Genomic DNA, 26,780 nt, shown 5'->3' on the forward strand with positions numbered 1-26,780 from the left:
GCGAAGCGGCCGCCCACACCCCGACCCGACAGACCACCACGCCCACGAGCACTCAACCGATCATCAACTCGCATTAAGATGCCAACATGGCGGGGGGGAACGCGCCGGACGAGCGCGCAAGGAAGTATCAGACGTAGAACGTACCGGGACAGCCCTCGTATGCTGGCCGTCCTGCTCCTGCTGTTGTCGGGCGCGGCAACGCTGACGACCTGGCTGGCGGCGAGCTATGACGAGAACAGTTCCAGCGCGCGGGCCTATCAGGACGCTCCGGCCTGCGCGTCTGCCGCTAAGGCAGGACCCGACTGCGTGCTGACCATTCCGATCATGGTCGAGCGGGCGTGGAGCCAGACCACCAAAGGCAATGGAAAAACGACCACCTACTACGTCCAGCTCGTCGGGGATGCCCCGGCGAACGGGGCGGTCCAGCTGACCCGTTCGTGGGACCAGCTCACCGGCCTCGCGGAGTCCAGCGCGCTGGTCTGGCGCGGCCGGCTCGTCGGGCTACTCGAACTCAACCAGGAGTACGACACCCTCGATGCTCCCAGCATCGTGACGCAGCTGTATCTCAACTGGATGATCGCGACGGCGCTGTGCACTCTGTTCGTCCTCACCCTGCTGCTGTCGCTGTTCACGCCGCTCACCAGTTCGCCATGGCGCCACGCCTTGACCGTGCCGTCCGGGGTCGGCGCGTTCTCGTTCGCCGTCGGTGCGGTCCTCGCCAGCCAACTGGGCGACGGCGACGATGCGTTCCTCGTGTCATATTCTTCGGCATCTTCGGTGCCATCGCGGCGCTGGTCATGCGCGACGTGTATGGGAAGGGTGGCCTGCACTGATCACGCCGAGAGCGCCGTTGCGCTTTACCGATCAAATGCCTCGGCGTGGCGCACGCACCAGGGTTCGAAGGTGCGCGGGCTGCGCCTGAGCACCTGTCGGACGTCGTCGGTCCGGAAGCCGTCCGTGTCGGCGCGCATCGCGGTGATCGCTTCCAGCAGGGCGGCGGCGAGAGCTGGCGGAGCGCCGTTCGCGTAACGCGCGCGGACGGCGTCCTCGGCCGTCGCGGCCGTACGCACCTCGATGGTGCGGCCGAGGACGTCGGCGAGGATGCGTACGTGCTCTGCCGTGGTGCGCACCTCGTCGCCGGTGAGCGCGTAGATCTCCCCCTCGTGTCCGTCCTCGAGCAGAGCGCGGGCCGCGACGTCGGCGATGTCGGCGGGATCGATGAGCGAGAAACGGCCCGGCCCGGTCGGATCGAGCACATAGTTGCCCTCGCGGATCGTCGGCGCCCACTCCAGCGCGTTGGTCATGAAGCCGCTCGGCCGCAGGATCGTCGCGGGGATGCCGGAGTCGAGCACGAGCCGCTCGCGGGCGTGGTGCCACCGGCCCATCGCGGGCACCGGGTCGCCGATGACGTTCACCGAAGACAAGAGCACGATGCGACGCACCCCGGCGGCGACCGCCGCGGCGACGGCGTTGGCCGCCTGGTCGATCCCGGTGCCCTGAGTCAACAAAAAGAGCCGGTCCACGCCGTCGAACGCGGCCTTAAGGCCGGTCGGCTGCGTCAGATCCGCCACAGCGACGGATGTCTTGTCACAGAGCCCTGCGGCTCGGGTTGGATCGCGGACCAGGATGCGGATCCGCTCGCCGGCCGCGTCGAGCGTGCGCACGAGCTCGCGCCCCACATTTCCGGTCGCACCAGTTACCAGGATCATGGCTGCCCCCTGAGGTCATTAGCCGTCTCACGACTTTCGGAACGTTAGCCGGTAAATGATTAGCCGTCAATCGACCTCCGCTAAGCTCGGTCCCCCGCCCCTCCGGATGGAAGGCCACGCGACGTGCCCGGATTCCTCGACCTGCACGGCCGGACCAACAAGGCCGTCCGCGCCGCCGCCGACGCCCGCATCCGCCGCCACGGCCTGCACCTCGGCCAAGATCACCTGCTGGCGCTGCTCTGGGCCCAAGACGGCCGCACCCCCGGTGAACTCGCCGCGGCCCTCGAAGTCAGCACCCCCACCGTCGTCAAGGCCGCGACCCGGATGTCCGCTGCCGGCCTCCTCGAACGCCGCCCCGACGAGCGCGACCACCGCCTCGTGCGCATCTGGCTCACCGATGCCGGCCGCGCCCTGCAGCTCCCGATCGAGCAGGAGCGGCGCCGCCTCGAAGAGGAGCTCATCGCAGACCTCAGCCCCGCCGAGCGCGATCAGCTACTCGCCGCCCTCGCCAAGGTGCACCAAGCGGCGTCTCGCCTCCAGCAGGATTCCGTGTAAGCAAAGGGATTTCGCCGAATTCGCACACTGCGACTTCGGTTCTATACATCCTGACTGTGGTCGGGCACACGGGCGAGCGTGAGGCCGAAGTGTGTGCGGTAGGCGGCGAGCACCTGCGCGTCGTCCTCGAGCGTTTCTTCAGTGCGCACGCCGTCCTGGGTGGTGGTGATCAGCTTACGGCCGGCCAGGGTGATCATGCCATCGTCTGTCAGGATGGTGCAGAACGGTGAGCGGGTGAAGTGGGACGTGGGCGAGAACCGCTGGAACCCGTGCGCGATCGTGAAGTCGGCGAGCTCGCGCGGGCGCTGCTCGATGCGGTAGGCCGGGGTTCCGTCGCGGTAGACGTCGAGGTCGCCGTCGGGCGTCGCCTCGATGCGGAAGACGCCGCCGGGATCCTTCTGCTCGTCACGGTAGTCCAAGCGCAGCGGGAACTCGCTGTGCCGGCCGAAGCCGACGTCCACGAGCCACGGCTCGTCGAGGTCGACGCGCAGCGCGAGGTGGTCGAACGGCGGGCTGAAGCCGTTGTCGCCGTGCACGCGCACGGCGAGCAGGCTTACCTGGTAACCCAAGGCGCGCAGTAGCGCGGCGAGCAACCCGTTCAGCTCGTAGCAGTAGCCGCCGCGCCGCCGGGTGACGATCTTGTCGAAGAGTGCGTCCTCATTCAGGGGCACGTCCTCGCCGAGGTGAATACTCAGGTTCTCGAACGGCACGGCGTGCAGGTGCCGACTGTGCAGCCGGCGCAGATAGTCCAGGTCGGGGCGGTCGGGATGCGGCAGGCCGATCCGCTCCAGGTGCGCAGTGACAGATACTTCATTCACGTGATCAGTTATCCCAGTTTCGAGGCCGGGATGCCATCAGGCGGAGGACCTACGCCCGACTGAGACCTTGGACCGGTGTCGGCTCCTCCGACAGCAGGCGGTCGACGTCGGAGCGGCGCGGACGCGGGCCGTACACGACCATCGCAGCAGTCTGTGACAGCGTGAGGAGTGCGAGGAGGAGAAGCAGCGGCAGCGCGAGCGTCGGCGCGACTGCTTTGGCGTAAATCGAGAACTCCGCCAGTAGGACGACGATCATCCCGCGACCGAGGATCGCGATCGCACTGATGAGTCGTTCATCACGGCGATGTTCAGAACAATGAGACAGCATGTTGATCAGCTTGACGGAGCAAGCCGCGAGCACACCGAGAATCGCGTCGGCGACGAGGCCCTCGCTCGTGTCGCGAGTGCTGCCGATCACGATGATCAAACTTCCCGCACTCCAGCAGATCATGCTCAGCGCGCAGGTCGCGCGTCGGCCGTGCCGCACCAGGAACGTGCGCTTGCCGAAGAGCGCATCGCCGCGCACGTCGCGGAAGTCTTTGAGCACGATGCGTCCGATGAAGCCGAGGTAGAGCCCGCCGAGCAGGACGAAGTCGTGGCTGGTGACCGGGCGATGAGCCGCGTCCACGCCGAGCAGGAAAGGCACCGCGACGTAGCAGGCGGGCAGCACCAGCGGCGCGAGCACCCCGCGTTCGGCGAAGCGGAACGGCCGCAGCGAGTAGGCGGCGCTCAACACCAAGCCCACTGCGACGACCAGCACTGCAAGCCAGCCAAGGGCGGCGCTCGCGGCGAGCGCCGCGATCGCTCCGATGATCCCGGTCGTCGAGAGCTGAGTCCGGCTGGCGTCCCCGCCGACGAGCGGCCGGCGTCGGTCGCCGGGGAGGTTGACCCGGTCGATCGCCTCGTCCGCGAGATCGTTGCAGGCCACTGAGAAGATGAGGAATCCCGCAATCGTCACGAGGATCCCGGTCAACGGCAGGTAGGCGTTCGGCCGTCCGGCCTGCGCGATGCCGAGCGCCGCGTACGAGGCGAAGAGCACGAACACCGGGGGCCTGGCCGCGACGAACGCGAGGCGGATCCGCTGTATCACTTGTTGCTCCCGTATCTGCTCATCGCCAGGCCGAGGAGGATGAACCAGCCCACGGCGACAAGACCCGCGATCACGCACAGGACGACGCACACGACGCCGAGCATGCTGATCATGTCGAACGTGCGGTCGCCGGGCTTCGTATCGCGGCTGTTGTGGGTCATGGACCCATGAGACCAGCCCGGGCCGGCGCCGGGCATCGGCAGACCTACTCAACCGGCGGCTGCGCGGTACTCGGTCGGTGTTGAGTAGAACTACTCAGCCGCGTCGTCACCGAGGCCGTTGTCCAGCGCGTAGCGGACGAGCTCGACGCGGTTGTGCAGCTGAAGCTTCGTCAAGGTGTTCTGGACGTGGTTCTGCACGGTGCGATGCGAGAGGGTGAGCCGTTCGGCGATCTGCCGGTAGGTCAGGCCGGTCGCGACGAGGCGCAGCACCTGCATCTCCCGCTCGGTCAACCGCGGCGTATCGGTCTCCGGGCCGGTCGCGCGGTCGGCGAGGCGGCGATATTCGCCGAGCACCAGGCCCGCGAGCCCGGGCGTGAAGACGGCGTCACCGGCGGCGGTGCGACGCGCGGCGTCCACCAGTTCCCCGCTGCTCGCGGACTTGAGTACGTAGCCGGACGCGCCGGCTTTGACGGCGTCGAGTACGTCCTGGTGCTCGCCGCTCGCACTGAGCACGAGGATGCGCAGCGCAGGGCAGCGTTGCAGCAGCCCGCGGATCAGCTCGGGCCCGGACAGATCGGGCAGGTGCAGGTCGAGTACCGCGACGTCGCAGCCGAGTCCCGGCACGATGCGGACCGCCTGCCGCCCCTCGCCGACGCTTGCGCGCACGTCGAAGCCTGCCGCGGCCAGGTCGCGGGCCACCGCGTCACGCCAGATGGGGTGGTCGTCGACGATCAGCACCCGTAGCGGCGCGTCTCTGTCCTCAGCGCCGACACCGTCCTCGTCCGTCATGCCGCGCCCTCCTCAATCGACACGGACCGCATCGGCAGCCGTAGCTCTATCTCTGTGCCCTGACCCGGTGGCGCGACGATGGAGACGGTGCCGCCGAGCCGGATCGTGCGCATCCGGATCGACTGGGCGATGCCGAGACGGCCCTCGGCCTCGGCTTTCTCCAGCCGTCCCGGCTCGATGCCGGGGCCGTCGTCCCGCACGGTCACGCTGACGGTGCCCGCCCCGGCTTCCGCAAGGATCCACACCCGAGTATCCGGACCCGTGTGTTTTATCACGTTATCCAGCGCGGCGCCTACCGCGGCGGCCAACTCGGCGCAGTCGACAGAAGGCAGCGCGATGGGCTCGGCCGGCAATGCGAGCGTCACCCGCGGAGCCTCGAAGGCGCGCAACGCGCTGCACAGATCCGAGGTGCCCGCAGGCGTGCGCGAGAGCGGTCCGATGGCGACGAGCGCGCGTAGAGCCGTCTCCTGCTCTCCGGCGAGTCGGCCGAGTTCCGCCGCCGGGCCGCCGATCTCGGCGCCGCGCCGCTGGACCAGTGCGAGCACCTGCAGCACGGAGTCGTGCACGGCGCGGGCCAAGCGTTCGCGTTCGATGGTCGCCGCCTCGAGGTGCGCGGCGCGCCGGGACTGCTCCTCGACTCGGGTGGCGAGGTCCGCGACGTAACCGATCAAGGCACCCGGCAACAGGATCAGGATCGCGAGATTGAGCGTTCCCTCGTTGACGTTGTCGCGCACGAACACGTCTCCGACCGAGAGCGCGAGGGCCGCCGCCGTGCCGGCCCCGCTCCCCCCGACCACGCCCCAGGCAAGCACGACCGACGCGACCCAGAGCATCGGGAGGATCTGCGGGTTCTGCCCGGGCGGCACGATCCAGCGGGTAGCCAGCAGGCATCCCAAGGTGACGACGAGGTCCGCGACGAGCAGCGGCGGCAGCGCCGGTCGCGTTCGGCGGTCCGGAGCGGGCCGATACCGCGCGTATCCCAGGATGCTCGCGACGCTCCAGAGCGCCATCGCCACGGCCACGGCGTAGCCGCCCACCGGATGCGCATAGTTGTGCCCGTAATGCACCGTCAGGGTCACGGCGTAGGCGCAGGACAGCAGCCGGAACATGGACACGGCTCGCCAAAGCAGTGCACTGACGCCGTCGACCGGGGTGCGCTCGACGCGCGCCGCCAGCGCCGCGGCGGCAACGCGCAGCGGGCGGGGCGGCGACGCGGACTCGGGGCTCATCGGGCGGCGAATCGTTCGACAGCGTCCTGATTCGCGTTCAGGTACAGCTGCGGCATCGGTGCCACGTCGATGTGGATCTCCACGGTGTGCATGCGGCCAGCATGCCAGGCGGAGGCCACACACGTCGAAGGCCAGCTAGAAGACTGCGGCCAAGTACGCTGCAGTGCGGCTGTCCCGCGTACCAGCGACGTCCGCGGGCGTGCCGGCGGCGACGATCCGGCCTCCGTCGTCGCCGGCTCCAGGCCCGAGGTCGATCACCCAGTCGGTCTGCGCCACGACACGCATATCGTGCTCGACGATGACGACCGTGTTGCCCGCGTCCACCAGTCCTTGCAGGTGACGCATCAGCCGGTCCGTATCGGCGGGATGCAGGCCCGCGGTCGGTTCGTCGAGGATGTAGAGCGTGTCGCCTCGCTGAGCGCGTTGCAGTTCCGTGGCCAGTTTGACGCGTTGTGCCTCGCCGCCGGACAACTCGGTCGCCGGCTGGCCCAGCCGGAGGTATCCGAGCCCGACATCACGCAGCACGGTCAGCGAGCGCATGACGCTCGCTTCCTGGGCGAAGAAATCGCAGGCTTCGTCGATACTCGACGCTAGAACCTGGGCGATGTCGCGGCCGTTCCATTCGATCTCAAGCGTGGCAGCGTTATAGCGGCTGCCGTGGCACGTCGAGCAAGGCGCGTAGACGCTCGGCAGGAACAGCAGTTCGACCGTCACGAAGCCCTCACCTTCACAGGTGGGGCAGCGTCCCTGGGCGACGTTGAACGAGAATCTGCCGACGCCGTAGCGGCGCTGGCGGGCCTTGGGCGTGTCGGCGAAGAGCTTGCGCACGTGATCGAAGAGGCCGCTGTAGGTCGCCACGTTGGAGCGCGGTGTGCGTCCGATCGGCTTCTGGTCCACGCGCACGACGCGTCGCACGTTTCCGAGGCCGCCAACGATGTGTCCCTCGGCGGTCTCCGAGGTCGGCGCGAGCAGCGGATCCGCGTCGTCGTCCGGTCCAGCGTCCGAATCGTCGAGCGGACGGCCCAGGTGCCCGGCCACGAGTTCCGGAAGCGCCTGGCTCACCAGGCTCGACTTCCCCGACCCGGAAACGCCGGTCACCGCTGTGAGACAAGCGAATGGGAACGCGACGTCGAGGCCGCGCAGGTTGTTGCGCGTGACGCCCTCGAGACGCAGCCATTCCCGCTGCCGCCGTGGCTCGCGCCGGACGACGGTGCCGGCCTGCGCGAACAGGTAGCGGCGAGTGGCGGAGGCCTCGACGTCGGCGAGCCCGGCGGGTGGCCCACTGTACAGCACCTCACCGCCCGCCTCTCCCGCCGCCGGCCCGATGTCGACCAACCAGTCCGCGGCCCTGACCACGTCCATCGCATGTTCGACGACGAACACTGAGTTGCCGCTGTCCTTCAGGCCTTGGAGGATCACGAGCAGCGCGTCACCGTCCGCCGGGTGCAGGCCGGCCGAGGGTTCGTCCAGAACGTATACGACGCCGAACAAACGCGAGGACAGCTGGCTGGCGAGGCGCAGGCGTTGCAGCTCGCCCGACGACAACGTCGGCGTGGCGCGATCGAGCGAGAGATAGCCGAGTCCGAGATCGACGATCGGTTTGAGGCGTTCGAGCAGTTCCGCGGCCAGTCTCCTTGCGGCGACGCGCTTTTCGCCGCGGAGGTCCGATCCGTGTCGTGCACTCGGCCGGGTTTCGCTCGTCACGCGCTTGAGCAGGTCCGCCAGCTCGGACAACGGCAGCCGTGTCAGCTCGGAGATGTCAAGCCCTTCGAAGTTCACTGACAAGGCTTCCGGCTTCAGCCGCTTCCCACCGCATGCCGGGCAGTCGCCGCCAGTCATGAACTGGGCCACGCGCGCCTTCATCTTCGTGCTCTTACTGTTGGCGAAGGTGTGCAGCACGTAGCGCTTGGCACCCGTGAACGTGCCCTGATAGCTCGGCTCCATGCCCTCCTTGATCGCCGCCCTCGTCTCTTTGGGCGTGAAGCCCGCGTAGACGGGCGCGGTCGGCTGCTCGTCAGTGAACAGAATCCAGTCGCGCTGCTTCTTCGGCAGGTCACGCCACGGCTTGTCGACGTCGTACCCGAGCGAGACCAGCACGTCCCGAAGGTTCTGCCCATGCCAAGCCCCCGGCCACCCGGCGATCGCGCGTTCCCGGATCGTCAGCGAGTCGTCCGGCACCAGCGACTGCTCGGTCACGTCGTACACGCGGCCAAGCCCATGACACGTCGGGCACGCCCCTTGGACGGTGTTCGGGGAGAAGTCCTCGGCGTAGAGCATCGGCTGATCCGGCGGATAGGACCCGGCCCGCGAGTAGAGCATGCGGACGAGGCTCGAGATGGTCGTCACGCTCCCGACCGAGGAACGCGCGTTGCCCACGTTCCGCTGCTGCTGCAGCGCGACGGCCGGCGGCAGTCCGTCGATCGAGCCGACGTCGGGCGCACCGACCTGCTCGATGAGGCGACGCGCGTACGGCGCCACCGACTCGAAATACCGCCGCTGCGCCTCCGCGTACAGCGTGCCGAACGCGAGCGAAGACTTGCCGGATCCGGAGATGCCCGTGAACACCACGAGTGCGTCGCGCGGAATGTCGACATCGACGTTCTTGAGGTTGTGCTCGCGCGCGCCCCGTACGCGCACGGTTCCGTTCGCGCGTGGGTCAGCTGCCGACGCAACGGAGGAGCCGCTCTTCATCATGGAGAGACCCCCCTGTGGACAAGGCACTCGAACAGTACAATCCGACCTTAGAAGTGGCCCGCCGCCGCTGCACCCGGCGGCTCCGCGCAGGCTGCGCCATCCGGCTGAAGATCAATGGGCGCGCGGCGAAACTTTCTGCACACCGCACGCACAGGTCCAGCGTTCCCGCAGGCCTCCCGCAGCCCCGGGTCGCCGGGCGCCTCGGGCCGTTTCTCACCTCGGAACCGAGTGCTACACAACGGTACGGCGCTACCACCCGTGCCGCCGTCTCGTTTCAGGGAGTTGCGATGCCGGTCCGAGCGCACCGATTTCGCGGCCTGCTGGCCGCATTGAGCGCCGTGGCGCTCGTGGCCACACTCGTGCCCGTGGTGCTGTTCTCCTCCTCGCCGCCGGCGCAGGCCCTGTCCAACGGACTGGCCGTCACCCCGCCGATGGGCTGGAACGACTGGAACGCCTTCGGCTGCAACGTGAGCGAGGCGCTGGTCGAACAGACCGCGCAGTACATGGTGACCTCCGGGATGAAGGCCGCCGGCTACGAGTATGTGAACATCGACGACTGCTGGATGACCAGCAGCCGCGACGCCAGCGGCAACCTCGTCGCCGATCCGGCCAAGTTCCCCGACGGGATGAAGGCGGTGGCAGACTACGTACACAGCCTCGGCCTGAAGTTCGGGCTCTACGAAGAAGCCGGCACCGCGACCTGCGCCGGTTTCCCCGGCAGCCTCGGCCATGAGACGCAGGATGCGAACTTGTTTGCCTCCTGGGGCGTGGACTACCTCAAGTACGACAACTGCAACGGCGGAAGCGAGCCGACCCAGCAGCGGTACGACGCCATGCGCGACGCGCTGGCCGCGACCGGCCGCCCGATCCTGTTCGCCCTCTGCGAATGGGGCGCCGACAGCGTGTGGACCTGGGGCGCCCAGACCGGCAACATGTGGCGCACCACCAGCGACATCAGCCCGAACTTCGGCAGCATGCTCAACAACTTCCACTCCAACGTGGCGCTCGCGCAGTACGCCGGCCCCGGAGGATGGAACGACCCTGACATGCTGGAGGTCGGCAACGGCATGTCGGCCACCGAGGACCAGAGCGAGTTCTCGCTGTGGGCGCAGATGGCCGCCCCGCTCGTGTCCGGCACCGACCTGCGCAACGCGAGCGCCGCGACCATGGCGATCTACCTGAACAAGGACGTGATCGCGGTGGACCAGGACCCGCTGGGCAAGCAGGGCACTGAGGTCTCCTCCTCCGGCGGCCTCGACGTGCTGGCCAAGCCGCTGTCCAACGGCGACGTTTCCGTGGTGCTGTTCAACGAGAACACCACTGCGGCCACCATCTCCACCACCGCCGCCGCGGTCGGACTGCCCAGCGCCTCGAGCTACACGCTGAACGACCTGTGGGCGCACACCAGCACCACCTCGAGCAGCAGCACCTTCAGCGCGAGCGTCCCCGCCCACGGCGTGGTCATGTACAGGGTGACGGCGAAGGGCGCCACCTCGGCCTCGCCGTCGCCGTCGGTTTCCGCGTCCGCCTCGGTTTCCGCGTCGCCGTCGGGGTCGGCGAGCGCGACACCCAGCCACAGCGCGACCCCGAGCCCGTCGGCGAGCTCCACGCCGACCAAGAGCCCGAGCCCGAGCGGCAGCGCGACCGGTTCAGCCACGTGCCACGTCACCTACAGCACCCAGAGCGAGTGGGCCGGCGGCTTCGTCGCCGCCGTCACCGTCGCCGACACCGGCACCTCGGCCATCAACGGCTGGACACTGGCATTCAGCTTCCCAGGCGACCAGAAGATCACCAACGCCTGGAACGCGACGCTAAGCCAAAGCGGCGCCGCGGTCACGGCGACCGGCGCCAGCTACAACAACTCGCTCTCCCCCGGCACGAGCACGTCGCTCGGCTTCCAGGGCACGTGGACCAGCAGCGACGCAGTCCCGACCCACTTCACCCTCAACGGCGTCGCCTGTAGCTGAAGCTGACGAAGCCCGGCGTGTCGGATCCGGGTCGCGCCATTCGTAACTAGGGTGGAAGGCCTCCATCGGGGCCGTCGCGACCACGGGAGATGACGACAGATGCCGCACCCGCAAGCCAAGATCCACCGTATGGCCGAGCTCATCGAACCCATCGGCGCCGTCACCTTCTCGGACGTGCCCAATGAGGCCTTCCTGGCCCTGGGCATGCGCAACTACTGGGACGGCTACTTCGCCGGCCGCGCGGCTCCGCTGGGGCAGGCGCCGGCCGAGGTGGTGCACGCGGTCTTCTACAACTTCGCCGCCGGCGAGGTCGCCCGCCACATCCCTTGGGTCTGGGGCAAGACCACCCCGGAGGAGGCGATCGCGGTGCGCGAGCGGGGCAGCGCCGCTGCGCTGCGTCAGATGATCGGAGCGCTCGCCGACTCTCCCGGCCTGGTCCGGGCCGCCGACCTCGCCTGCCGGGCAGCGCTCAGCGCACCAACCGAAGGCCGGGCGCTCTACGCCGGGCTCCGAGCGCTCGATGTGCCCGAAGAGCCGGTGGCCCGGCTCTGGCACGTCGCGACCCTGCTGCGCGAGCACCGCGGCGACGGCCACAACGCCGTCCTGCTGGCCCACGGCATCGGCGGCACCGAAGCACACGTCCTCCTCGCCCTGTCGCTCGGAATGAGAGCTGAGGAGTTCGGGCGCGTCCACCATCTGCCGAGGCCGCAGCTCGCCGCCGTCGTCGACGGTCTACGCGAGCGCGGCCTCGTCAACGCCGCCGGCGGGTTCACCGACACCGGCCGGGCGACGAGGGAGCGCATCGAGGCCCTCACCGACGAATCGGCCGCGCCCGCGTACGACGTGCTCAGTGCCGAGGAGCTCGACGAACTGATCGCCGGACTCGAGCCGATCGCCGCCGCGGTGCAGGCCGCCGAGGACTGAGCGGTGCCGGCTCGGCCGCCCGCCTCCTGATGCCGCGCGGTCGCGCCGCAAAACGCTCGGCAGGTCAGATGCGGTGTGTCAGCTGCCCGTCAGTGCGCTATCAGCGGAGGGGTGCAGGCTTGAGTGCATGACAGAGCTTCGTGCAACCTCCGCCGACGGCCACCCCGTTACCGCTCTCGTCGACGGCTCCGGACCGACGACCCTCCTGGTCGTCCACCCGGGCGGCAGCGACGCGTCCACCTGGGACGATGTCACCCGCCACCTCGCCGCCGAATTCCGCGTCGTCCGCATCCGCCGGCGCATCTACGCGGGGGGAGCCGAGATCGCGCTGCCGCACTCGATGGCCGTCGAGGCCGCAGACATCCTGGCGGTCGCGAGACTCCTGACTGCGCCTGTAGTGCTCGTCGGCCACTCCTCCGGCGCTGTCGCCGCGCTGGAGGCAGCGCTACTCGAGCCGTCCGCGTGCAACGGGCTGTTCCTCTATGAGCCGCCGATGCCCACCACGGAGTTGCTTTGCGGGCCCGCCGCAGCACACGCTCGCGCCGCGTTGGACGCTGGCGACCCCGTCGAAGCGATGCGGATCCACATGCGCGACATCGTCCGCATGCCCGCAGCCATCGTCGACGCCATGTTCGCCGACCCGGGCGCGCAAGGCCTCTTCGCCGCGTACGCAGCCGCACAGATCGCCGATGACGAAGCGATCGACGCACTCGGCGCCGGCATCGACCGCTTCACCACGCTCGACCTGCCGACAACCTTCCTCGAGGGCGACCTCAGTCCCGCCCACCTCCGCGAGCGCGTCGCCGACCTGGCGGCGACTCTGCCGAACGCGAAGGTCGTCACCCTCACCGGTCAAGGCCACATCGCCCACCTCACCGCATCCGAATCGCTCGCGAACGTGATCCGCGACGCGGTGAGCCGCCCTCAGCGGTAGCGAATCTCGCTCGGCGAGGCGTGAGGGCGCAGGTCACGGATGACGACGCACCCCGGCGCGCTCAGCTCGGTGCAGTGCGGGCCGTGTAGCTCCAGTGAGTTCAGATCAGTGCTGATGGCCGCGCTTGAGCCGAAGTAGCTCGGATCGAGCTCGAACGCTACGTGGGTACCGCAGCCGTCTCGAGCTTCGGCTTCCTCGGGCGGCCCGGCAGGGCGAATGCCGACGAGTTCCTGACGGAAGCCGCGTCCGTCCCTCCAGACTTCGACCACGGCACGCGAGCTCACGGCGGCCGCGGCGGCGCTGATCCAACGCTCGGACTCGAGGAGCGCTCCGTAGTAGCCGAGGCGAGTCGTCGAACTCCAGCACTTTGAGATCCGCCGTGGCGTTACTCCGGGCGGACGGTCGCCCGGACCTCCGCCAACAGCGCCGGATAGTTCTCACCGTAGGCCGAAACGGCTGCGCTCACGGCCTTGACGGCGGCCTCGAGCGGGTCGGCTTCGGCGGCGTGGACGACGGCGGGCAAAGCCATATGGCGCTGGGAAATCCTGATCGCAGGCGCAGGCGCCGGCCTTCGCGACGACGTGCTCAGGCGGAGCGGTTCGCCTCTCCCGGCTCGCGACGGGAGAGGTGGCTGGAAAGCAGGACGCTGCGGCGGTATCGCGCGGCCGACGGTCTGGCGGGGCAGATCCGGATCGGCGCGGATCGCTCGGTGCAGGCGGTCGCGGTCGTCGAACGGCGGGGGCAACGCGTCGCCGGCTTCGAGAGCGTCGAGCGCTGCGGCGATCCAGCCGACGCCGGCGAGGCCGGCCGCCTCGCACGCGCGGCGGGCCGCCAGCAGCGCCACGCTTCGCTGGGCTGCGGGTCCGGCGGCGTCGAGCGCGTGGACCAGTTCGGGATCGAAACGCAGCAGCGACTCAACGCAGCCACTGACCTGGCGCAGCCTCTCGCTGGGCAACTTCCCACCCCACTTCCACTCCTCCCGGGCGGTGCGGGCCTGCTCGTCCGCTTGCTCCTGGGTCTCCCGGGCAACGCGTTCGGCTTCGGCGCGCTCGGCGGCCGTCGGTGGCGGCGGCTGCTTGCGAGCGAACTCGTGCCAATACTCTGCGACCGACGAAGTCCGCCGGAGCAGCCGTTCGGGCTCTGGCGGGGCGGGCCAGAACTGCAGCAGATAACGGTCGAGTTGAGGGCCGTGCGTGCGGGTGTCCTTCAACCGGGCACCCTCCATGCCCTGCGCGCAGTACCGCACCCGGTAATCGATCTCGTCCAGCCCCAGCTCCCACGCGGCCGAGCCCGCCCACTGCACCAGCAGACTGCGTCCCGAGGCCGGGCGGAAGGAGACCTCAACGGCTTCTTCCCAGGCCGGATCGAGCAGCGGCGGCTGATCGTGGACCTCGACGGTGAACCCGACGTTGCCCGTATGCAGCCCGGTCACCAGCCAAAGCGCGCCCGGATCCGCCCCACCGCACAATCCCACGCTCTGCCCGGCGAACGCCGCCTTCAGTTCGGGCCCGAACGAGTCGGGATCGCTGTTGACGTAGATCTGGCCGTAGTGGACGAACACCTCGCCGTCGACGACCGTCCGCATTTCAGTACCGTGTGCCATGTTCCGCAGAGTAACGGTGGGTGCTGACATCATGGTCAACCTGGAGGGCGTGCGCGTGACGCAGGACTGCGGGCGGCGGCAAAGATACTGCAGGAACCAGTCCGAGCATCGGCGGGTGGTGACTGGGCGCCCGAGCCTCGATCCTTGCCCCGCCTATCGAGATTCGATAGATTCCCATCGCAAATCGATGGAGAGTGGGGACATGGGAAACCTGGTCGTGCGCGCGTTGCGCGCGGTGCTCACCGTGGTGCTGACCGGCACCTGCCTTGTCCAGGCATTGATGGTCTGGGCGCTGGCCACCAAGCCGGTCGTGGGGTCGCTGCCGCTGACGCCGCTGCGCGTGGCCACCATCATCGGCATGGCGTCGGTCGAAGTCGCAGTGGTCTGCGTTTGGCGGCTGGTGACGATGGTGCGCCGCGGGACCGTCTTCTCCGACGCCGCTTTCCGCTACGTGGACGTCGTGATCGGCGCCATCGTGGCGGCAGCGCTCGTATGGTTCGCGGTCACGATCATCAACGCGCCCGGTCAGCGGGCGGATCCGGGCGTGACCGGCATCATGGGCGGGATCGGCGTGGCCATCCTCGGCGTCGCGCTCATCGTGTACGTGCTGCGGATGCTGCTCGCCCAGGCCGTCGCGCGCGAGGTGGAGGCGGCGCAGCTGCAGGCCGAGCTGGACGAGGTCATCTGATGCCGATCGTCGTCGACATCGACGTGATGCTGGCCAAGCGGAAGATGTCCGTGGGCGAACTCGCGGACCGCGTCGGGATCACGCCCGCCAACCTCGCGGTACTCAAGAACGGCCGCGCAAAGGCGGTGCGGTTCACGACGCTCGCAGCGCTCTGCGAGGTGCTCGATTGCCAGCCGGGCGATCTGCTGCGCTGGGAAGCCTGAACGCAGCCCGCGCGAAATGACGGCGGACCGCGTTCAGGAGGCTTCGATCAGTCGGACGTGGCGGTCAGTGCCGCCACCGATACTAGCCAGGGCGAAGGTGCCCGCGGCGGGCTGAGCTGGAGCTGGAGCTATACCTCGAGGAGCTGGAGCCGGAGCCGATACCGCTGACGGTCCAGGCCTGCAGAGCCGTGCCGGTGTCCGGCTGCTGCATCACCAGCGACCCACTCGCCGCCGAGGCGTCTGGAGCCCCTCGTCCAGGCCGACGGGCGCTCGTGGCGGCGAGTTTGATTGACCGGTGAACACGACGTCGCTGAGATCTTTCCGCCAGGCCGCGTCTACAGCTTCCGTTCAGGTGCAGTTCAGGATACTTACAGGTTGCATGCGCAACGGCAAATTCCTTGACATTATGACACCACGGACCCTAGCGTGGCCTGAAGCTGCTTGACCGATAAACATGGAGTCCCGATGGCGACGATGCAGGACGTGGCCGACCGGGCCGGTGTCACGAAACAGACCGTGTCCAACGTCATGGGGAACCGCGGGCGGGTGGGCCGCGAGACGGCGGCCCGGGTGCGGGCCGCGGTGAAAGAACTCGGATACACCCCGAACCTCGTCGCCCGCTCGCTGGCGACCGGCACCACCAAGACCCTGGGGATGCTCGTACCCACGCTGTCCGGCGGCTTCTACTCCGTGCTGGTCGAAGAGGTCGAAGACGTGCTGAACCGGCACGGCTACCATCTGCTGCTGTGCACGACCCACCTGGACGGCGAACGGGCGCGGCGCCACCTGGCCGGCCTGTCCAGCCGCAACGTCGACGCTCTGCTGATCGCCGGAGACCAGGACCTGCCCACCCAACTGCCGGTGCTCGCGGAGGCGCCGTTCCCGGTGGCGCTGTGCGCCTGGGAGACGGAGGCTCCGGACGGGTACCCGGTCGTCACCATCGATTACGAGCGAGCCGGCTGTCTCGCCGGACGCCACTTGCGCGAGCTCGGCCACGAGCGCGTGGCGGTGATCGCCAGTCCGGCGCACGGCGCCCGGATCGAGGGTTTCCGCCGAGCCCTGGCCGCGGACGGAATCGTGCTCGCGGACGACGACGTCCACTTCGCGCCGGAGCCCACCTCCACCGGAGGCTTCCTCGCCGCCCAGGCCGCGTTCACCGCGGACCCGGAGGTGACCGCGCTCTTCGCCACCCACGACATCCTGGCGCTCGGCGCGATCGATGCGGCCAAGGAGTCCGGCCGCGCGATCCCTGGGGACGTCTCCATCGTCGGCCACGACGACAACGACGAGGCCTCCCTGGCCCGGCCGGCGCTGACCACGGTGGCCATCCCCAAGCGCGAGATGGCCCGGCTCGCGGCCGAGCAACTGCTGCGGATCCTGGCCGGCGCCGAGGAAGGCACCAACTCGCTGCACCTGCTGCGCCCGAGCCTGACGGTGCGGGCGAGCAGCGGGCCGGTCCGCGCCGCGCGCTGACGACTCGCCGCGGGGTCCGAATCGGTTGATTCAGGCCCCGCGGCGAGTCTTCGCTTTCTTATATCAGCTCACTCATTACCGGCGAAATAGGCGGCAAGGTCGGGGTCGAGCGCCGGGACCGGCACGGGACGGCCGCCTTCCCGCAGGGAGGCCGTCGCGGCCACGCCGGCAGCCACCGCCTCGCGCGCGGCCAGCGGCGAGATCTCGGTCGGGCCGCCTTCGCGGACGAAGCGCAGGAACTCGGCGACCAGCCTGAGGTCCGCGCCACCATGGCGTTCCTCGGAGTCCGGCTCGATCTGCAGGGTCAGGTCGGCTTCGGCCCGGTAGCCGGAGCGGTACTCGTTCCAAACCCGCACCACGGCCGGGTCGCCCTCGATCCCGTCGCCGAAGTTCTCCAGCCGGCCGGCGTCGCCGATCACGGTGTAGTTGCGCCAGTAGTCCGGCGTGTAATGACATTGCTGGTAGCTCATGTACACGCCGTTGTCGAGCCTGGCCGTCATCATGGTGAGGTCCTCGACGTCGATCGTCGGGTTCAGGTCCCGCAGCCGCGCGGGCGGCCAGGCCGTGCGGTCGAACCACTCGGGCATCCGCTCCGCGGCGGGCGGTTCGCCCGCGCCGCGCCGGTGCGGGTTGTCGCCGTACACCGTCAGCGCGCCCAGTCCCACGACCTCGCGCGAGTACCCGCCGGCGAGCCAGTGGATGACGTCGATGTCGTGCGCGCCCTTCTGCAGCAGCAGGCCGGTGGTCTTATCCCGTTCGGCGTGCCAGTCCTTGAAGTAGTAGTCGCCGCCGTGGCCCACGAAGTGGCGGCACCAGACCGCGCGCACCTGGCCGATGGCGCCCTCGTCGATGAGCCGGCGCATCGTCCGCAGCGTCGGCAGATGCCGCAGGTTGTGGCCCACGTAGAGGCGCACGCCCTTGGCCTTCGCCGCGGCCAGCATCGCATCGCAGTCCTCGATGCTGATGGCCATCGGCTTCTCGACGAAGACCGCGACGCCCTGCTCGAGGAAGAACAGCACCGGCCCGGTGTGCACGTAGTCGGGAGTGAAGACGAACACGGCGTCGAGGTCGTCGCCGACCATGGCCTGGTAGTCGTCGTGGATCCTCGCCTCCGGACCGAACAGCCGGCGCGCGTCCGCGCGTCCGCGTTCGGTCGGATCGGCGCAGGAGACCACGCGCGAGTAGCCGGGCCGGTTCGCGTATTCGGCGAGTACGGCGCGTTGCCCCACGCCGACGACGCCCACACGCAGTTCACGGGCGGTGCTCATCTCAGGGGAAGTGCCTATCTCAGAGGTGCTCATGGTGATGGGATCAGCCCTTTGTTCCGGTCAGCGCGATGCCCTCGACGACACGGCGCTGCATGACGACGAACACGATGATCAGCGGGAGTGTCGCCATCAGTGCCCCGGCCATCAGCACGGGGTAGTTTGTCAGGTACACACCCTGGAGGTTGGCCAGCCCGACGCTGAGCGTCATCTTGCCCGGGTCGTCGTTCACGATCAACGGCCACAGCAGGTCGTTCCAGGACCAGATCATCGTCAGCAGGCCCAGGGCGAGCAGGCCCGGCCGGGCCAGCGGCAGCATGATGGACCAGAAGATCCGGACGGGTCCGGCGCCGTCGAGCCGCGCGGCCTCGTGCAGCTCAGGCGGCAGGGACAGGAAGAACTGGCGCAGCAGGAACGTGCCGAACGCGCTGAACATGCCGGGCAGGAACAGCGCCGGGATCGTGTTGAGCAGGTGCAGGTCCTGCATGATCTGGTACTGCGGGATCACCAGCAGCTGCGTGGGCACGAGCAGCACGGACAGGAACAGCGCGAACACGACGCCCCGGCCTCGGAACTTCAGCCACGCGAACGCGAACGCGGCCATCGAGCAGAACAGCAGCTGCGCAGCGGTCCGGGCGAGGGCGTTGATCACGCTGTTGACCAGCTCGCTGCCGAACGGCACCGCGTCGAGCACGTTGGTGTAGTTGCTCAGGTGCCAGCTCGAGGGCAGCAGCGTCGGCGGTACGGCCACTGATTCGGTCAGCGACTTGAACGAGGTCAGCAGCTCCCAGAGGAACGGTCCGGCCAGCAGCACGCTGGCGAGGATCAGGAAGCCGTGCGCCCCGATCGAGCCGAGCACGCGCCGGTTCGGCCGCTGCCGGGACGGCTCGTCGAGAGCCCGCGCCGCACCGGGCGGCCGCTGCGGGAGGGTCGAATCAGCCATAGTGCACCCACCTCTTCTGCAGCCGGAACTGGAGGCCGGTGACCGCGATGATCACGAGCATCAGGGCGAAGGCCATGGCCGCTCCGTAGCCGCGGTTGTTGTCGATGAACGAGTCCTGATAGAAGAGGTAGATGACGCTCTGCGCCCGCGGCAGCGCCGGATTCTGTGGGCCGATCAGCACATAGACGAGGTCGAAGGTCTGCAGCGAACCGATCACCGAGTAGACCGTCACGAAGAAGATGCTCGGGGTGAGCAGCGGCAGGGTGACCGAGAAGAATTGGCGCACCGGCCCCGCGCCGTCGAGCTCGGCCGCCTCGTAGTAGGTGCGCGGGATCCCCTGGATCCCGGCCATCAGGACGACCATGTTGTAGCCGACGGTCGACCAGATCCCCACGATCGCCACCGCGATCAGCACGGTGTGCGGGTCGCTGATCCAGTACGGGCCCTTGATCCCGACCTTGCGCAGCAGCTCGTCGATCAGCCCGTAGTCGCCGTTGTAGAGCCAGCGCCAGACGATCGCGACCGCCGCCGGCATGGTGATCACCGGCAGGAACATCAGCGTGCGGTAGACGCTCACGCCCCGGCGCCCGCGCCGGCCGAGCACCTGCGCGAGGATCAGCGAGACCGGGATGCCGAGCAGGCCGAGCAGGCAGTACCACAGGGTGTTGAGGAAGGCCGAGCCGAGCGCCGGATCGTGCAGCAGGGCGCGGTAGTTGGCCAGGCCGGTGAAGGTGTGCCCGCCGAACGGGCCCCAGGAGGTGAAGCTGTAGTAGAGCGTCTGGAAGACCGGCCAGATGTAGAACACGCCGAGGCCGATGCCCATGGGCGCCAGGAAGAACACCGCCCACCAGCCCGAGGTCGCCGGGCCGCGGCCGCGCCGACGTTCGCCCGCGGCCGGGGCCGCGCCCCCTTTCGGGGACGCGGCGCGGCGGCGCAGGGGGCTGCGGGACCCGATCGGGTCGCCCGCCACCCGCGGCGTGGCCGTGTCGGTCACGACCCTTCCTTCGCGAGCGCCTGGTTCATCTGGGTGGCCAGCTGCGCGGCCACCGTCGGCGTCGGCTCGCTCAGGTTCCAGGCTTTGGCCAGCAGGTTCGCCTCGAGGGTGTTCCAGGCGGCGGTGTCCTTCGATATCGGGTAGGGCACCGCGTACGGGAGCTCGTCGAGGAAGGACTGCAGGTTGTACTGCGGGTAGGACTTGACCCAAGCCTGCTGCGTGTCGTTGAAGGCGGGGATCACCGTGCCGGTGCCGGCCTCGATGTCGGCGGCCTGCTGCGAGCCGAGGAACTGGACGAACTTCTCAGCCTGCTGAGGGTGCGCGGTCTTGGCGTAGACGACGTTGGCGAGGCCGTGGATCACCGTCGCGCGCTTGACGCCCTCCGGCAGGACGGTGACGTCGACGTTGTCCTTGGTGTTGGCGTTCTGGGCGAAGGCGTTCGCGTCCCAGGAGCCGCCCCAGTACATGGCGAGCTTGCCGGATTCGAACATGTCGATCGTGGCGGTGTCGTTCATCTGCGCCAGGCTCGGCGATTCGCCCTTGCCGATCAGGTTCGTCCAGAACTCCAGACCGGAGATCGAGGCGGGCGAGCCGTAGCCCGAGCTCTTGCCGTCCGCCGAGATGACCTGGCCGCCGGCCTGGAAGATCGTGTCGTAGTAGTCTTCCTGGCCCTCGAGCGTCGCGCCTACCGCGTAGACGCCCTTGGCCTTGTTCGTGAGCTTGGCCGCCGCCGACTGGAAGTCGGCCCAGGTCCAGTTCGCGGTGGGATCGGCCACGCCGGCGGCCTTGAACAGGGCCTTGTTGTACCAGAGGCCGACGGTGTCGAAGTCCTTCGGCACTCCGTAGAGCGTGTTGTCATAGGTGTAGAGGGAGACGAGCGAGGACGGATAGTCCGCGGTCTTGATGGACGCCGAGGTCAGTGACATGAGCTGGCCGTTGGCGGCGTAGAGCTGGAAGTTGGGGCCGTTCATCCAGAACACGTCGGGCGCCGAGCCGCCCGAGGCCGCGGTCTGCAGCTTGGTGAAGTAGTCCGCGTACGGGGTGAGCTGGATCTTCACGGTGATATCCGGGTTCTGCTGCTCGAACGCCGTGATGATCTTCTGCATGGCCGGCTGCTGGGTCTGGTCCCAGATGGCGTAACTGAGCGTGGTCTTGCCGCCGCTCGAAGTTGACGTCTTCGAACTCGAACATGCCGCGGCCGCCGTGGCGACCAAGGCGAGTGACGCTGCCAGCGCCGCGATCTTCTTCGATCTCATCGTCGTGCACCCTTCTCAAGCCCGCTGGATACGGACCCGGGCGCGTCCGCGGCCGCAGTTCCGCGCTGGACATCGAAAAATCCTTCGAGGTCCGGGGGAAGAACGTCGGACAGGTGCGGCGATGGTGGCTCGCCCGGGGGATGTACACCGACCTTAGGTGCGTGTTGGTGCGGCCACAAGGCCAATATTGAGCATTTTCGAGCAAATACATTACGGTTCGGCCAAGCCCTGAGTGAGACTCAGCGGTTTCGTCGCGGCCGGTGCCGAGGACGCGGCGGCAGGGGTCGGTTCGCGGTCCTCAGGCTGCGAGCTGACCCGGAGCCGCGAGCGCCTCGGAGGCGGCGGGGTCGAAATAGCGCTGCTGCACAGCGTCGAGGGCCACGCGTACCGCGCCGAGGGCGACCCACTCCGCGTCCAGCGGCGAGGCCACGACGCGCGGCAGCCGCACGCACACCCGCTCCAGCTCGGACACCAGCTGGCCGAGGACGAGGTCCGCGGAACGCGAGATGCCGCCGCCGAGCACGACGAGCTCCGGATCGAAGGTCAACACGAGTGCGGCGATGCCGGACGACAGGGCCCGTACATAGCGCTGGGTCGCGGCCAGCGCCGCCTCGTCGCCCTCCCGCGCCCGGGCGAAGACATGCTGGGGCAGCTGCTCCTGCGGGGCATCCGGCGCGAGCCCGGGGAATCCGAGCAGGTGCATCGGCGCCTCGGCCCAGCCGGCGGAGGGCAGCGCGCCGATCTCGCCGGCGGCGCCGGAGTGGCCGCGCAGCATCTTGCCGCCCACGATGATGCCCGTGCCGGTGCGTAGCCCGGCGTGCACGTAGACCATGTCCTCGACGCCGCGGCCGACCCCACGCCACTGCTCGGCCAGCGCGGCGGCGCGTCCGTCGTTCTCCACGACGACCGGGCAGCCCACCTTCTCGGCGAAGGCTCCTGCGATGTCCACCCCGGTCCAGCCCGGCAGCGCGACGGAGAGCATCACCCGGCCGGCGTGGTCGATGACACCGGTGCTGGCGACTCCGAGATGCCACAGCTTCGCCGGGGTCGTACCCGCCTCGGCGCACGCATCCTGCAGCGCGGCGTGGGCACGTTCGAGCCGTTCGGCCGGCGGGGCAGCCGGAGAGACGGTCAGCCGGCTGCGCCCCAGGACCGTGCCGTCAAGGTCGGTGACCAGGCCGGTCACGGTGTGCGCGCCGATGTCGAGGCCGGCGATCAGCCCGGCCTCGGCGTGGAAGCGGAAGCGGCGGGCGGGGCGGCCGACCGAACGACCGCCATCGCCGAGTTCCTCCGGCGTCCGCGCCTCGACCCAGCCCATCTCGACGAGCTCGTCGGCGAGCGACTGGACGATCGGGCGCGAGAGGCCGGTCTTGGTCGCGAGGACGGTCAACGGGGTCGGCCCCGCCTCGCGCAGCGCGTCGATGACGGCCAGCAGCCGGACGCGGCGCAGCAGAACCGGCTCCTGCCCGGCGGCTCCAGGATCTCCCACGGATCTACCCCTCCTCGCGCGACCTGCCCCGATCCGCCGTGCGTCCCGGCGACAGGCGTCGGGCACGGCGGGTCAGGCGCCCGCTGCCAATTATTACTCTAGATCGCAAATATAAGGGGCGCGGGGTCGGTTCGGGAAGGGCGGGTCGGCCGGGACAGCACAGGCAGCCCGTGTGCCCGGTCCGCGCGGACCGGGCACACGGGCTTCGCCCTCAGAGTGCGCTACTCAGCTCTGGCCGAAGGTGAGCGGCGAAGAGTAGCTGGTGTTCGCGTTGAACTCGGCCTGTTCGGTCGCGGCCGGGCTGCTCAGGGCACTGAGCGGCACCGTCCACGTGTAGGTGTTGCCGCTGACGGTCATCTGCGGGTTCACCCCGCTCACCGCGCTCCAGCCCCAGCACCCGCACGCGCTGCGGTACAGCGTGTTGTTCTCGAGCATGTAGTCGGCGCCGAGCTTGCTCGTCGACGGAGAAGGGAGCTGATAGCCGGTGGCCGTGTTGGCGTCGGTGTTGATGAAGACGTGGTGCAGGCTGGTCGTGGTGTTGAAGGTCGCCTGGAAGTATTCGTACGTGCTGTACTTGCACGCCGTCAGGCTGGTCAGCGCCCCGGATCCGGCCGACGTGGTGCACGAGGTGCCGCCACCGCCGCTCGCGGCCTGAGTCGTCACCGTGAGCGGCGCGCTGGCAGCGGAGACGACGCCCTCGGCGCCGGTCGCCTTCACCGTGAACGAGTAGGCCGTGCTCGGGCTCAGATTGTTGAGAGCGACACTCGTGGTCGACCCGTTGGTCGTGGCCACGGCCGAGCCGCCCGCGTAAACCGCGTAGGACGAGACGCCCGCGCTGTCCGTCGACGCGGTCCATGACAGAGTCAGGCTCGTCGAGGTGACGTTCGCCGCCTGGAGGTTCGTCGGTGCGGTCGGCGAGGTGCCGCCGCCACCGCCGCTGCTGCCCGCGCCGGCCTGGCTGATCTCATCGTTCCAGTAGGCGCTGGCCGGCAGGGTGTCCCAGGGGTTGGGCAGATTGTCCGAGGTGACGTAGACGTAGCCGACGTCGTTCTGCTTGCTGCGCGCGATCGCCGACTCCATGTCGGCCTGGGTCGGCGTGTCGTACACCAGATTCCAGAACGCGCTCGGGTTGTTCGCGTTCAGCTCCCACGCCGGCGCGGTCCACGTGCTGTAGCTGGCGTAGGTGCCTTCGAACATGACGAGGATGTCCGCGGCCTGCGCGTAGCACTGGTCCGCCACGGCGCCCGGGTTGTCCGCCGTCAGCGCACCGGCGTGGTTCTGCTTCGTGTACGTGTTGACGGCGATGTAGAGGTTGACGTACGCGTTGTTCGTACCGCAGACGTTCTGCGCGTCGTCGAAGAAGATGCCGCCGAGGCCGTAGCTGCCGTACCAGCTGTACCAGTTGGCGATGTCGCCTTCGACCTGCGTCGTCCAGGCCGCGCTGGTGGTCGAGCCGCCGCGGGTGGTGCGGCCGGTGGTGCCGAAGTAGCCGGTGTCGACGTAGCCGATCACCTTGATGCCGGCGCTGGTGGCTGCCTGGATCGCGTTGGCATAGCCCTGATCGAACGCGGTCCCGGGGCCGCTGTTCGGGTTGGCGATGGCGACTCCCCCGTTGGGAGCGCTCTGGTCGAGCTGGGTCCAGTAGGTCGAACCCGGGCTGGCGTTCGGATTGAAGTACGCGGGGACGCCGACGTGCTGGACGGTCGTGCTCTGGGCCTGCGCCGTGGCGGGCGCGAGGAAGGCTGCTGCGACGAGCACGGCCGTGACCGCGGCGAGGGCCGCCGCGGCGCGCCGATGCAGTCCGAGCCGGGCGGCTCGGGCGCGGTGGATGAGCATGGGATTCCTCCTGGAGCAAGGTTGGGTGGAACCAGGCGGAGCGATGACCTGGACCGGACCTCTGCACAGCGGAGGCGCGGCCAGCAAAACGCGGTCAGCGTACAGCGCTCGAAGATGCTCGACAACAGGCAAAAATGCGCAGTTTCGAGCATTGCGGGACCGTCGGCCGAGCCGATCAGCGCGCTTTTTCGAGCAGCCGGCCGACAGATCGTGGCGGCGATGACGAGGCGGACGTGGCGATGACCGGCGAGGCCCGCCCGGCGACATCTGCCGCCGGACGGGCCTCGTCTCCAGTTGCCTCAGCGCCCTGCCGTCTCAGTGTCCTGCGGTTCCGGTGCTCCACAGGACGGTTCCGGCCGAGTTGTATATGACGGTGTTGCCATCGTTCTGCACGGAGAGGTAGGCGCCGTTGTCGCCGGCGGTGTTGCTGGCCCACAGCGGGCTGCCGGAGGCGTTGTAGATGACGAAGTTGCCGTCGCCCTGCATGATCGCCTTGGCGCTGGCCTGGCCGGCGGTGCCCGAGGCCCACAGCGCGGTGCTGCCCTGGTAGAGCACGAGGTTGCCGTCGCCGCCGAGGATCAGTTGGAACCGGCCGTCGCACGAGGTGATGGACTGGTTCACGGTGATCTGCTGGTTGCCGGTCATCTGGCCGCACCCGGGGGTGGCGCCACCGGTGGAGGAGCCGGGGTTGGGCACGGTGGGCCGGGTGGCGGTGAGCGCGATCTGGCCCTTGAGCATCCGGCCGCCGTCGTTCGTCAGGCGCATGTAGTAGTCGGCGGAGCAGGCGGTGCCGTCCTCATCCAGGGAGAGCAGGCCGGAGCCGGCGGGCACGGCGGCTTGGGTGGCGGCGGTGTGCAGGATCTGGTTGCCCTCGCCGTACTCGTCGAACATCGAGATGTAAATACCCTGAGCGCCGACGCGCACCATGTTGTAGAACTGGCCCCACATGAAGTCGCCGTGCGCGCGCTGGCGGGCGGAGAGGTCCCCGGGCAGAACACACGGCTGGTAGTCGATCCCGTTGCCGTTGCAGGAGGACTGGTCGCCGACGTTGACGTTGTTGTAGAAGTTGTTCGAATCCGCGACCGTCCCGATCCGCCCGACCATCCACGGCGAGATCATGTTGAAGGCGTTGTACACGCTGGAGTACCCGGCCCGCGAGTCGCTCACGCCGGTGCGCCAGTACGTGGGGACGCCGCCCATCACGTAGCAGCCCTGGCTCTTGAACCAGTCGATCACGGACAGGCAATCGGAGGCGGACCAGGGGTGGTTGGAGTCGTTGAAGCCGAAGCCCCAGATACCGACGACGGGCTTGCCGTTCTGGTGCGCGTAGGCGGATGACGACGTGTACTGCTTCATGTTGGCCGTCCAGTCGGCCGGCATCTCGGTGGCCATGTTCGTCCACCCGCTCGCGTCGTACATGATGTAGAACTTCCGGCCGTTGGCCTGCGCGGCGGTGTTCACCCTGGCCGTCACCGCGTTGCGGGTCGGTCCTTCGGAGCCGTTCGGGTCGAACCGCTGCAGCGCCGCGGTGTCACACCCGTTCGCCGCCATCAGCGCGAAATGCTCGTTGACCGTGGACTGGTCGTAGGAGGAGAACAGCGTGGCCTGGGATCCGTTGCCGAGATTCGCGTACCCGGTCTCATAACCCTTGCTGTAGACCGTCATGTCCGGCCAGGCTTTGATGTTGTTGTTGCTCGGGGACGGAGCCTGCCCCCAGTTGTCGCTCCAGTGCCACCAGCCGTTGATCGGCGCCCCGTCGCCGATGCACGCGAACCAGCCCTGATAGCCGACGGTGATCTTGCCGACCACGTCGCCGGCGGGCGAGGCGGCGCTGGCCGGGCTGGTCAGGGCGGAGATGAGCTCGGTTGCGCCCACGGCCGCGACCGTGGTGCCGGCGAGCGCGGTGGACAGAAGCCTGCGTCGAGAGATCGTCATGGTAGTTCCTCAAACGCGCGAAGCGTGTGTGTGGGTGAGTGAGGGTTCTGCAGGCGGATGAACATGTGGGGTGTCCGCGTCGCCAACGTAGCAGCGCTATTCAGCTGGATACAGTCAAAACTTCACCAAGACAACCGTTTCCCAAAGGAGCCCGAGGATATGGCTCTAAACAGGTCAGTTCCGGAACCTGCCAGCCGCTTTCGGCCGGATCGAGTTCGCGGCGGG

At 68.8% G+C, this 26,780-nt stretch carries 23 protein-coding genes; 7 read left to right on the forward strand and 16 right to left on the reverse strand.

Features of this window, described 5'->3' with window-relative positions:
- Positions 1-857 precede the first annotated feature (857 nt).
- A complete protein-coding gene (locus ACTRO_RS00250) occupies positions 858-1,709 on the reverse strand; it encodes an NAD(P)H-binding protein (protein ID WP_034260336.1) in 852 nt (283 codons plus the stop codon).
- A gap of 123 nt (positions 1,710-1,832) precedes the next feature.
- Here ACTRO_RS00250 and ACTRO_RS00255 point away from each other — a divergent pair, with 123 nt between their 5' ends.
- A complete protein-coding gene (locus ACTRO_RS00255) occupies positions 1,833-2,264 on the forward strand; it encodes a MarR family winged helix-turn-helix transcriptional regulator (RefSeq protein WP_034260338.1) in 432 nt (143 codons plus the stop codon).
- Positions 2,265-2,305: 41 nt separating this feature from the next.
- On the opposite strand, the gene ACTRO_RS00260 is transcribed toward ACTRO_RS00255, so the two are convergent.
- The 6 genes from ACTRO_RS00260 to ACTRO_RS00280 form a co-directional block, all read right to left on the reverse strand.
- Positions 2,306-3,082, reverse strand: coding sequence for an arylamine N-acetyltransferase family protein (locus ACTRO_RS00260; protein ID WP_034260340.1), 777 nt, complete (start codon positions 3,080-3,082; stop codon positions 2,306-2,308).
- A gap of 49 nt (positions 3,083-3,131) precedes the next feature.
- Complete coding sequence (locus ACTRO_RS00265) at positions 3,132-4,127, reverse strand: UbiA family prenyltransferase (RefSeq protein ID WP_169739775.1); 996 nt, start codon at positions 4,125-4,127, stop codon at positions 3,132-3,134.
- A gap of 41 nt (positions 4,128-4,168) precedes the next feature.
- Positions 4,169-4,333 carry a hypothetical protein gene (locus ACTRO_RS47880; RefSeq protein ID WP_169739776.1) on the reverse strand — a complete coding sequence of 55 codons (165 nt, stop codon included), beginning with the start codon at positions 4,331-4,333 and terminating at the stop codon, positions 4,169-4,171.
- 90 nt (positions 4,334-4,423) lie between these two features.
- Positions 4,424-5,122: a response regulator gene (locus ACTRO_RS00270; protein ID WP_034260344.1), complete on the reverse strand. Its 699-nt coding sequence runs from the start codon at positions 5,120-5,122 to the stop codon at positions 4,424-4,426.
- Positions 5,119-6,351, reverse strand: coding sequence for a MacS family sensor histidine kinase (gene macS / locus ACTRO_RS00275; RefSeq protein WP_157435605.1), 1,233 nt, complete (start codon positions 6,349-6,351; stop codon positions 5,119-5,121). Before macS ends, ACTRO_RS00270 begins: the two co-directional genes overlap by 4 nt.
- A gap of 135 nt (positions 6,352-6,486) precedes the next feature.
- Positions 6,487-9,045, reverse strand: coding sequence for an excinuclease ABC subunit UvrA (locus ACTRO_RS00280; RefSeq protein ID WP_157435606.1), 2,559 nt, complete (start codon positions 9,043-9,045; stop codon positions 6,487-6,489).
- Positions 9,046-9,332: 287 nt separating this feature from the next.
- Here ACTRO_RS00280 and ACTRO_RS00285 point away from each other — a divergent pair, with 287 nt between their 5' ends.
- The 3 genes from ACTRO_RS00285 to ACTRO_RS00295 all read left to right on the forward strand — a co-directional run bounded on the left by ACTRO_RS00285 (position 9,333) and on the right by ACTRO_RS00295 (position 12,870).
- Positions 9,333-11,012, forward strand: a complete 1,680-nt coding sequence (locus tag ACTRO_RS00285; protein ID WP_084315840.1) for a cellulose binding domain-containing protein — start codon at positions 9,333-9,335, stop codon at positions 11,010-11,012.
- A gap of 99 nt (positions 11,013-11,111) precedes the next feature.
- The gene (locus ACTRO_RS00290; protein ID WP_034260346.1) at positions 11,112-11,936 is read left to right on the forward strand and encodes an SCO6745 family protein; all 825 of its coding nucleotides are present in this window, start codon (positions 11,112-11,114) and stop codon (positions 11,934-11,936) included.
- A gap of 127 nt (positions 11,937-12,063) precedes the next feature.
- Entirely contained in the window at positions 12,064-12,870 is an 807-nt protein-coding gene (locus ACTRO_RS00295; RefSeq protein ID WP_034260348.1) for an alpha/beta fold hydrolase, read from the forward strand.
- Here ACTRO_RS00295 and ACTRO_RS00300 read toward each other — a convergent pair.
- Positions 12,861-13,139, reverse strand: coding sequence for an ATP-binding protein (locus tag ACTRO_RS00300; RefSeq protein ID WP_157435608.1), 279 nt, complete (start codon positions 13,137-13,139; stop codon positions 12,861-12,863). The two genes, ACTRO_RS00295 and ACTRO_RS00300, sit on opposite strands and share 10 nt — an antisense overlap.
- A gap of 116 nt (positions 13,140-13,255) precedes the next feature.
- Positions 13,256-14,473 carry a hypothetical protein gene (locus tag ACTRO_RS00305; RefSeq protein WP_211244011.1) on the reverse strand — a complete coding sequence of 406 codons (1,218 nt, stop codon included), beginning with the start codon at positions 14,471-14,473 and terminating at the stop codon, positions 13,256-13,258.
- Positions 14,474-14,675: 202 nt separating this feature from the next.
- Here ACTRO_RS00305 and ACTRO_RS00310 point away from each other — a divergent pair, with 202 nt between their 5' ends.
- The 3 genes from ACTRO_RS00310 to ACTRO_RS00320 all read left to right on the forward strand — a co-directional run bounded on the left by ACTRO_RS00310 (position 14,676) and on the right by ACTRO_RS00320 (position 16,837).
- Complete coding sequence (locus tag ACTRO_RS00310) at positions 14,676-15,161, forward strand: DUF2975 domain-containing protein (protein WP_034260352.1); 486 nt, start codon at positions 14,676-14,678, stop codon at positions 15,159-15,161.
- Positions 15,161-15,364, forward strand: a complete 204-nt coding sequence (locus ACTRO_RS00315) for a helix-turn-helix domain-containing protein (protein WP_034260354.1) — start codon at positions 15,161-15,163, stop codon at positions 15,362-15,364. Before ACTRO_RS00310 ends, ACTRO_RS00315 begins: the two co-directional genes overlap by 1 nt.
- A gap of 465 nt (positions 15,365-15,829) precedes the next feature.
- Positions 15,830-16,837, forward strand: a complete 1,008-nt coding sequence (locus tag ACTRO_RS00320) for a LacI family DNA-binding transcriptional regulator (protein WP_034260357.1) — start codon at positions 15,830-15,832, stop codon at positions 16,835-16,837.
- A gap of 68 nt (positions 16,838-16,905) precedes the next feature.
- On the opposite strand, the gene ACTRO_RS00325 is transcribed toward ACTRO_RS00320, so the two are convergent.
- The 7 genes from ACTRO_RS00325 to ACTRO_RS00355 form a co-directional block, all read right to left on the reverse strand.
- Positions 16,906-18,105: a Gfo/Idh/MocA family protein gene (locus ACTRO_RS00325; protein WP_034260359.1), complete on the reverse strand. Its 1,200-nt coding sequence runs from the start codon at positions 18,103-18,105 to the stop codon at positions 16,906-16,908.
- 43 nt (positions 18,106-18,148) lie between these two features.
- Positions 18,149-19,045: a carbohydrate ABC transporter permease gene (locus ACTRO_RS00330; protein WP_084315841.1), complete on the reverse strand. Its 897-nt coding sequence runs from the start codon at positions 19,043-19,045 to the stop codon at positions 18,149-18,151.
- Positions 19,038-20,039: a carbohydrate ABC transporter permease gene (locus tag ACTRO_RS00335; protein WP_245594263.1), complete on the reverse strand. Its 1,002-nt coding sequence runs from the start codon at positions 20,037-20,039 to the stop codon at positions 19,038-19,040. The genes ACTRO_RS00330 and ACTRO_RS00335 overlap by 8 nt, the downstream gene beginning before the upstream one ends.
- A complete protein-coding gene (locus ACTRO_RS00340; RefSeq protein ID WP_034260361.1) occupies positions 20,036-21,295 on the reverse strand; it encodes an ABC transporter substrate-binding protein in 1,260 nt (419 codons plus the stop codon). The genes ACTRO_RS00335 and ACTRO_RS00340 overlap by 4 nt, the downstream gene beginning before the upstream one ends.
- A gap of 298 nt (positions 21,296-21,593) precedes the next feature.
- Complete coding sequence (locus ACTRO_RS00345) at positions 21,594-22,784, reverse strand: ROK family transcriptional regulator (protein WP_051450068.1); 1,191 nt, start codon at positions 22,782-22,784, stop codon at positions 21,594-21,596.
- Positions 22,785-23,009: 225 nt separating this feature from the next.
- Positions 23,010-24,620 carry a spherulation-specific family 4 protein gene (locus ACTRO_RS00350; RefSeq protein WP_034260363.1) on the reverse strand — a complete coding sequence of 537 codons (1,611 nt, stop codon included), beginning with the start codon at positions 24,618-24,620 and terminating at the stop codon, positions 23,010-23,012.
- 315 nt (positions 24,621-24,935) lie between these two features.
- Entirely contained in the window at positions 24,936-26,555 is a 1,620-nt protein-coding gene (locus ACTRO_RS00355; RefSeq protein WP_034260365.1) for a lectin, read from the reverse strand.
- Between the last annotated feature and the right edge of the window lie 225 nt (positions 26,556-26,780).

Source organism: Actinospica robiniae DSM 44927, from assembly GCF_000504285.1.
In the GTDB taxonomy this organism is placed as follows: domain Bacteria; phylum Actinomycetota; class Actinomycetes; order Streptomycetales; family Catenulisporaceae; genus Actinospica; species Actinospica robiniae.

Bases quoted from the DNA above. Each gene is read 5' to 3' on its own strand.
- ACTRO_RS00250 (WP_034260336.1), bottom strand. From the start codon at position 1,709: ATGATCCTGGTAACTGGTGCGACCGGAAATGTGGGGCGCGAGCTCGTG.
- ACTRO_RS47880 (WP_169739776.1), bottom strand. From the start codon at position 4,333: ATGACCCACAACAGCCGCGATACGAAGCCCGGCGACCGCACGTTCGAC.
- ACTRO_RS00270 (WP_034260344.1), bottom strand. From the start codon at position 5,122: ATGACGGACGAGGACGGTGTCGGCGCTGAGGACAGAGACGCGCCGCTA.
- macS (WP_157435605.1), bottom strand. From the start codon at position 6,351: ATGAGCCCCGAGTCCGCGTCGCCGCCCCGCCCGCTGCGCGTTGCCGCC.
- ACTRO_RS00280 (WP_157435606.1), bottom strand. From the start codon at position 9,045: ATGATGAAGAGCGGCTCCTCCGTTGCGTCGGCAGCTGACCCACGCGCG.
- ACTRO_RS00285 (WP_084315840.1), top strand. From the start codon at position 9,333: ATGCCGGTCCGAGCGCACCGATTTCGCGGCCTGCTGGCCGCATTGAGC.
- ACTRO_RS00290 (WP_034260346.1), top strand. From the start codon at position 11,112: ATGCCGCACCCGCAAGCCAAGATCCACCGTATGGCCGAGCTCATCGAA.
- ACTRO_RS00295 (WP_034260348.1), top strand. From the start codon at position 12,064: ATGACAGAGCTTCGTGCAACCTCCGCCGACGGCCACCCCGTTACCGCT.
- ACTRO_RS00305 (WP_211244011.1), bottom strand. From the start codon at position 14,473: ATGGCACACGGTACTGAAATGCGGACGGTCGTCGACGGCGAGGTGTTC.
- ACTRO_RS00310 (WP_034260352.1), top strand. From the start codon at position 14,676: ATGGGAAACCTGGTCGTGCGCGCGTTGCGCGCGGTGCTCACCGTGGTG.
- ACTRO_RS00315 (WP_034260354.1), top strand. From the start codon at position 15,161: ATGCCGATCGTCGTCGACATCGACGTGATGCTGGCCAAGCGGAAGATG.
- ACTRO_RS00320 (WP_034260357.1), top strand. From the start codon at position 15,830: ATGGCGACGATGCAGGACGTGGCCGACCGGGCCGGTGTCACGAAACAG.
- ACTRO_RS00325 (WP_034260359.1), bottom strand. From the start codon at position 18,105: ATGAGCACCGCCCGTGAACTGCGTGTGGGCGTCGTCGGCGTGGGGCAA.
- ACTRO_RS00330 (WP_084315841.1), bottom strand. From the start codon at position 19,045: ATGGCTGATTCGACCCTCCCGCAGCGGCCGCCCGGTGCGGCGCGGGCT.
- ACTRO_RS00340 (WP_034260361.1), bottom strand. From the start codon at position 21,295: ATGAGATCGAAGAAGATCGCGGCGCTGGCAGCGTCACTCGCCTTGGTC.
- ACTRO_RS00350 (WP_034260363.1), bottom strand. From the start codon at position 24,620: ATGCTCATCCACCGCGCCCGAGCCGCCCGGCTCGGACTGCATCGGCGC.
- ACTRO_RS00355 (WP_034260365.1), bottom strand. From the start codon at position 26,555: ATGACGATCTCTCGACGCAGGCTTCTGTCCACCGCGCTCGCCGGCACC.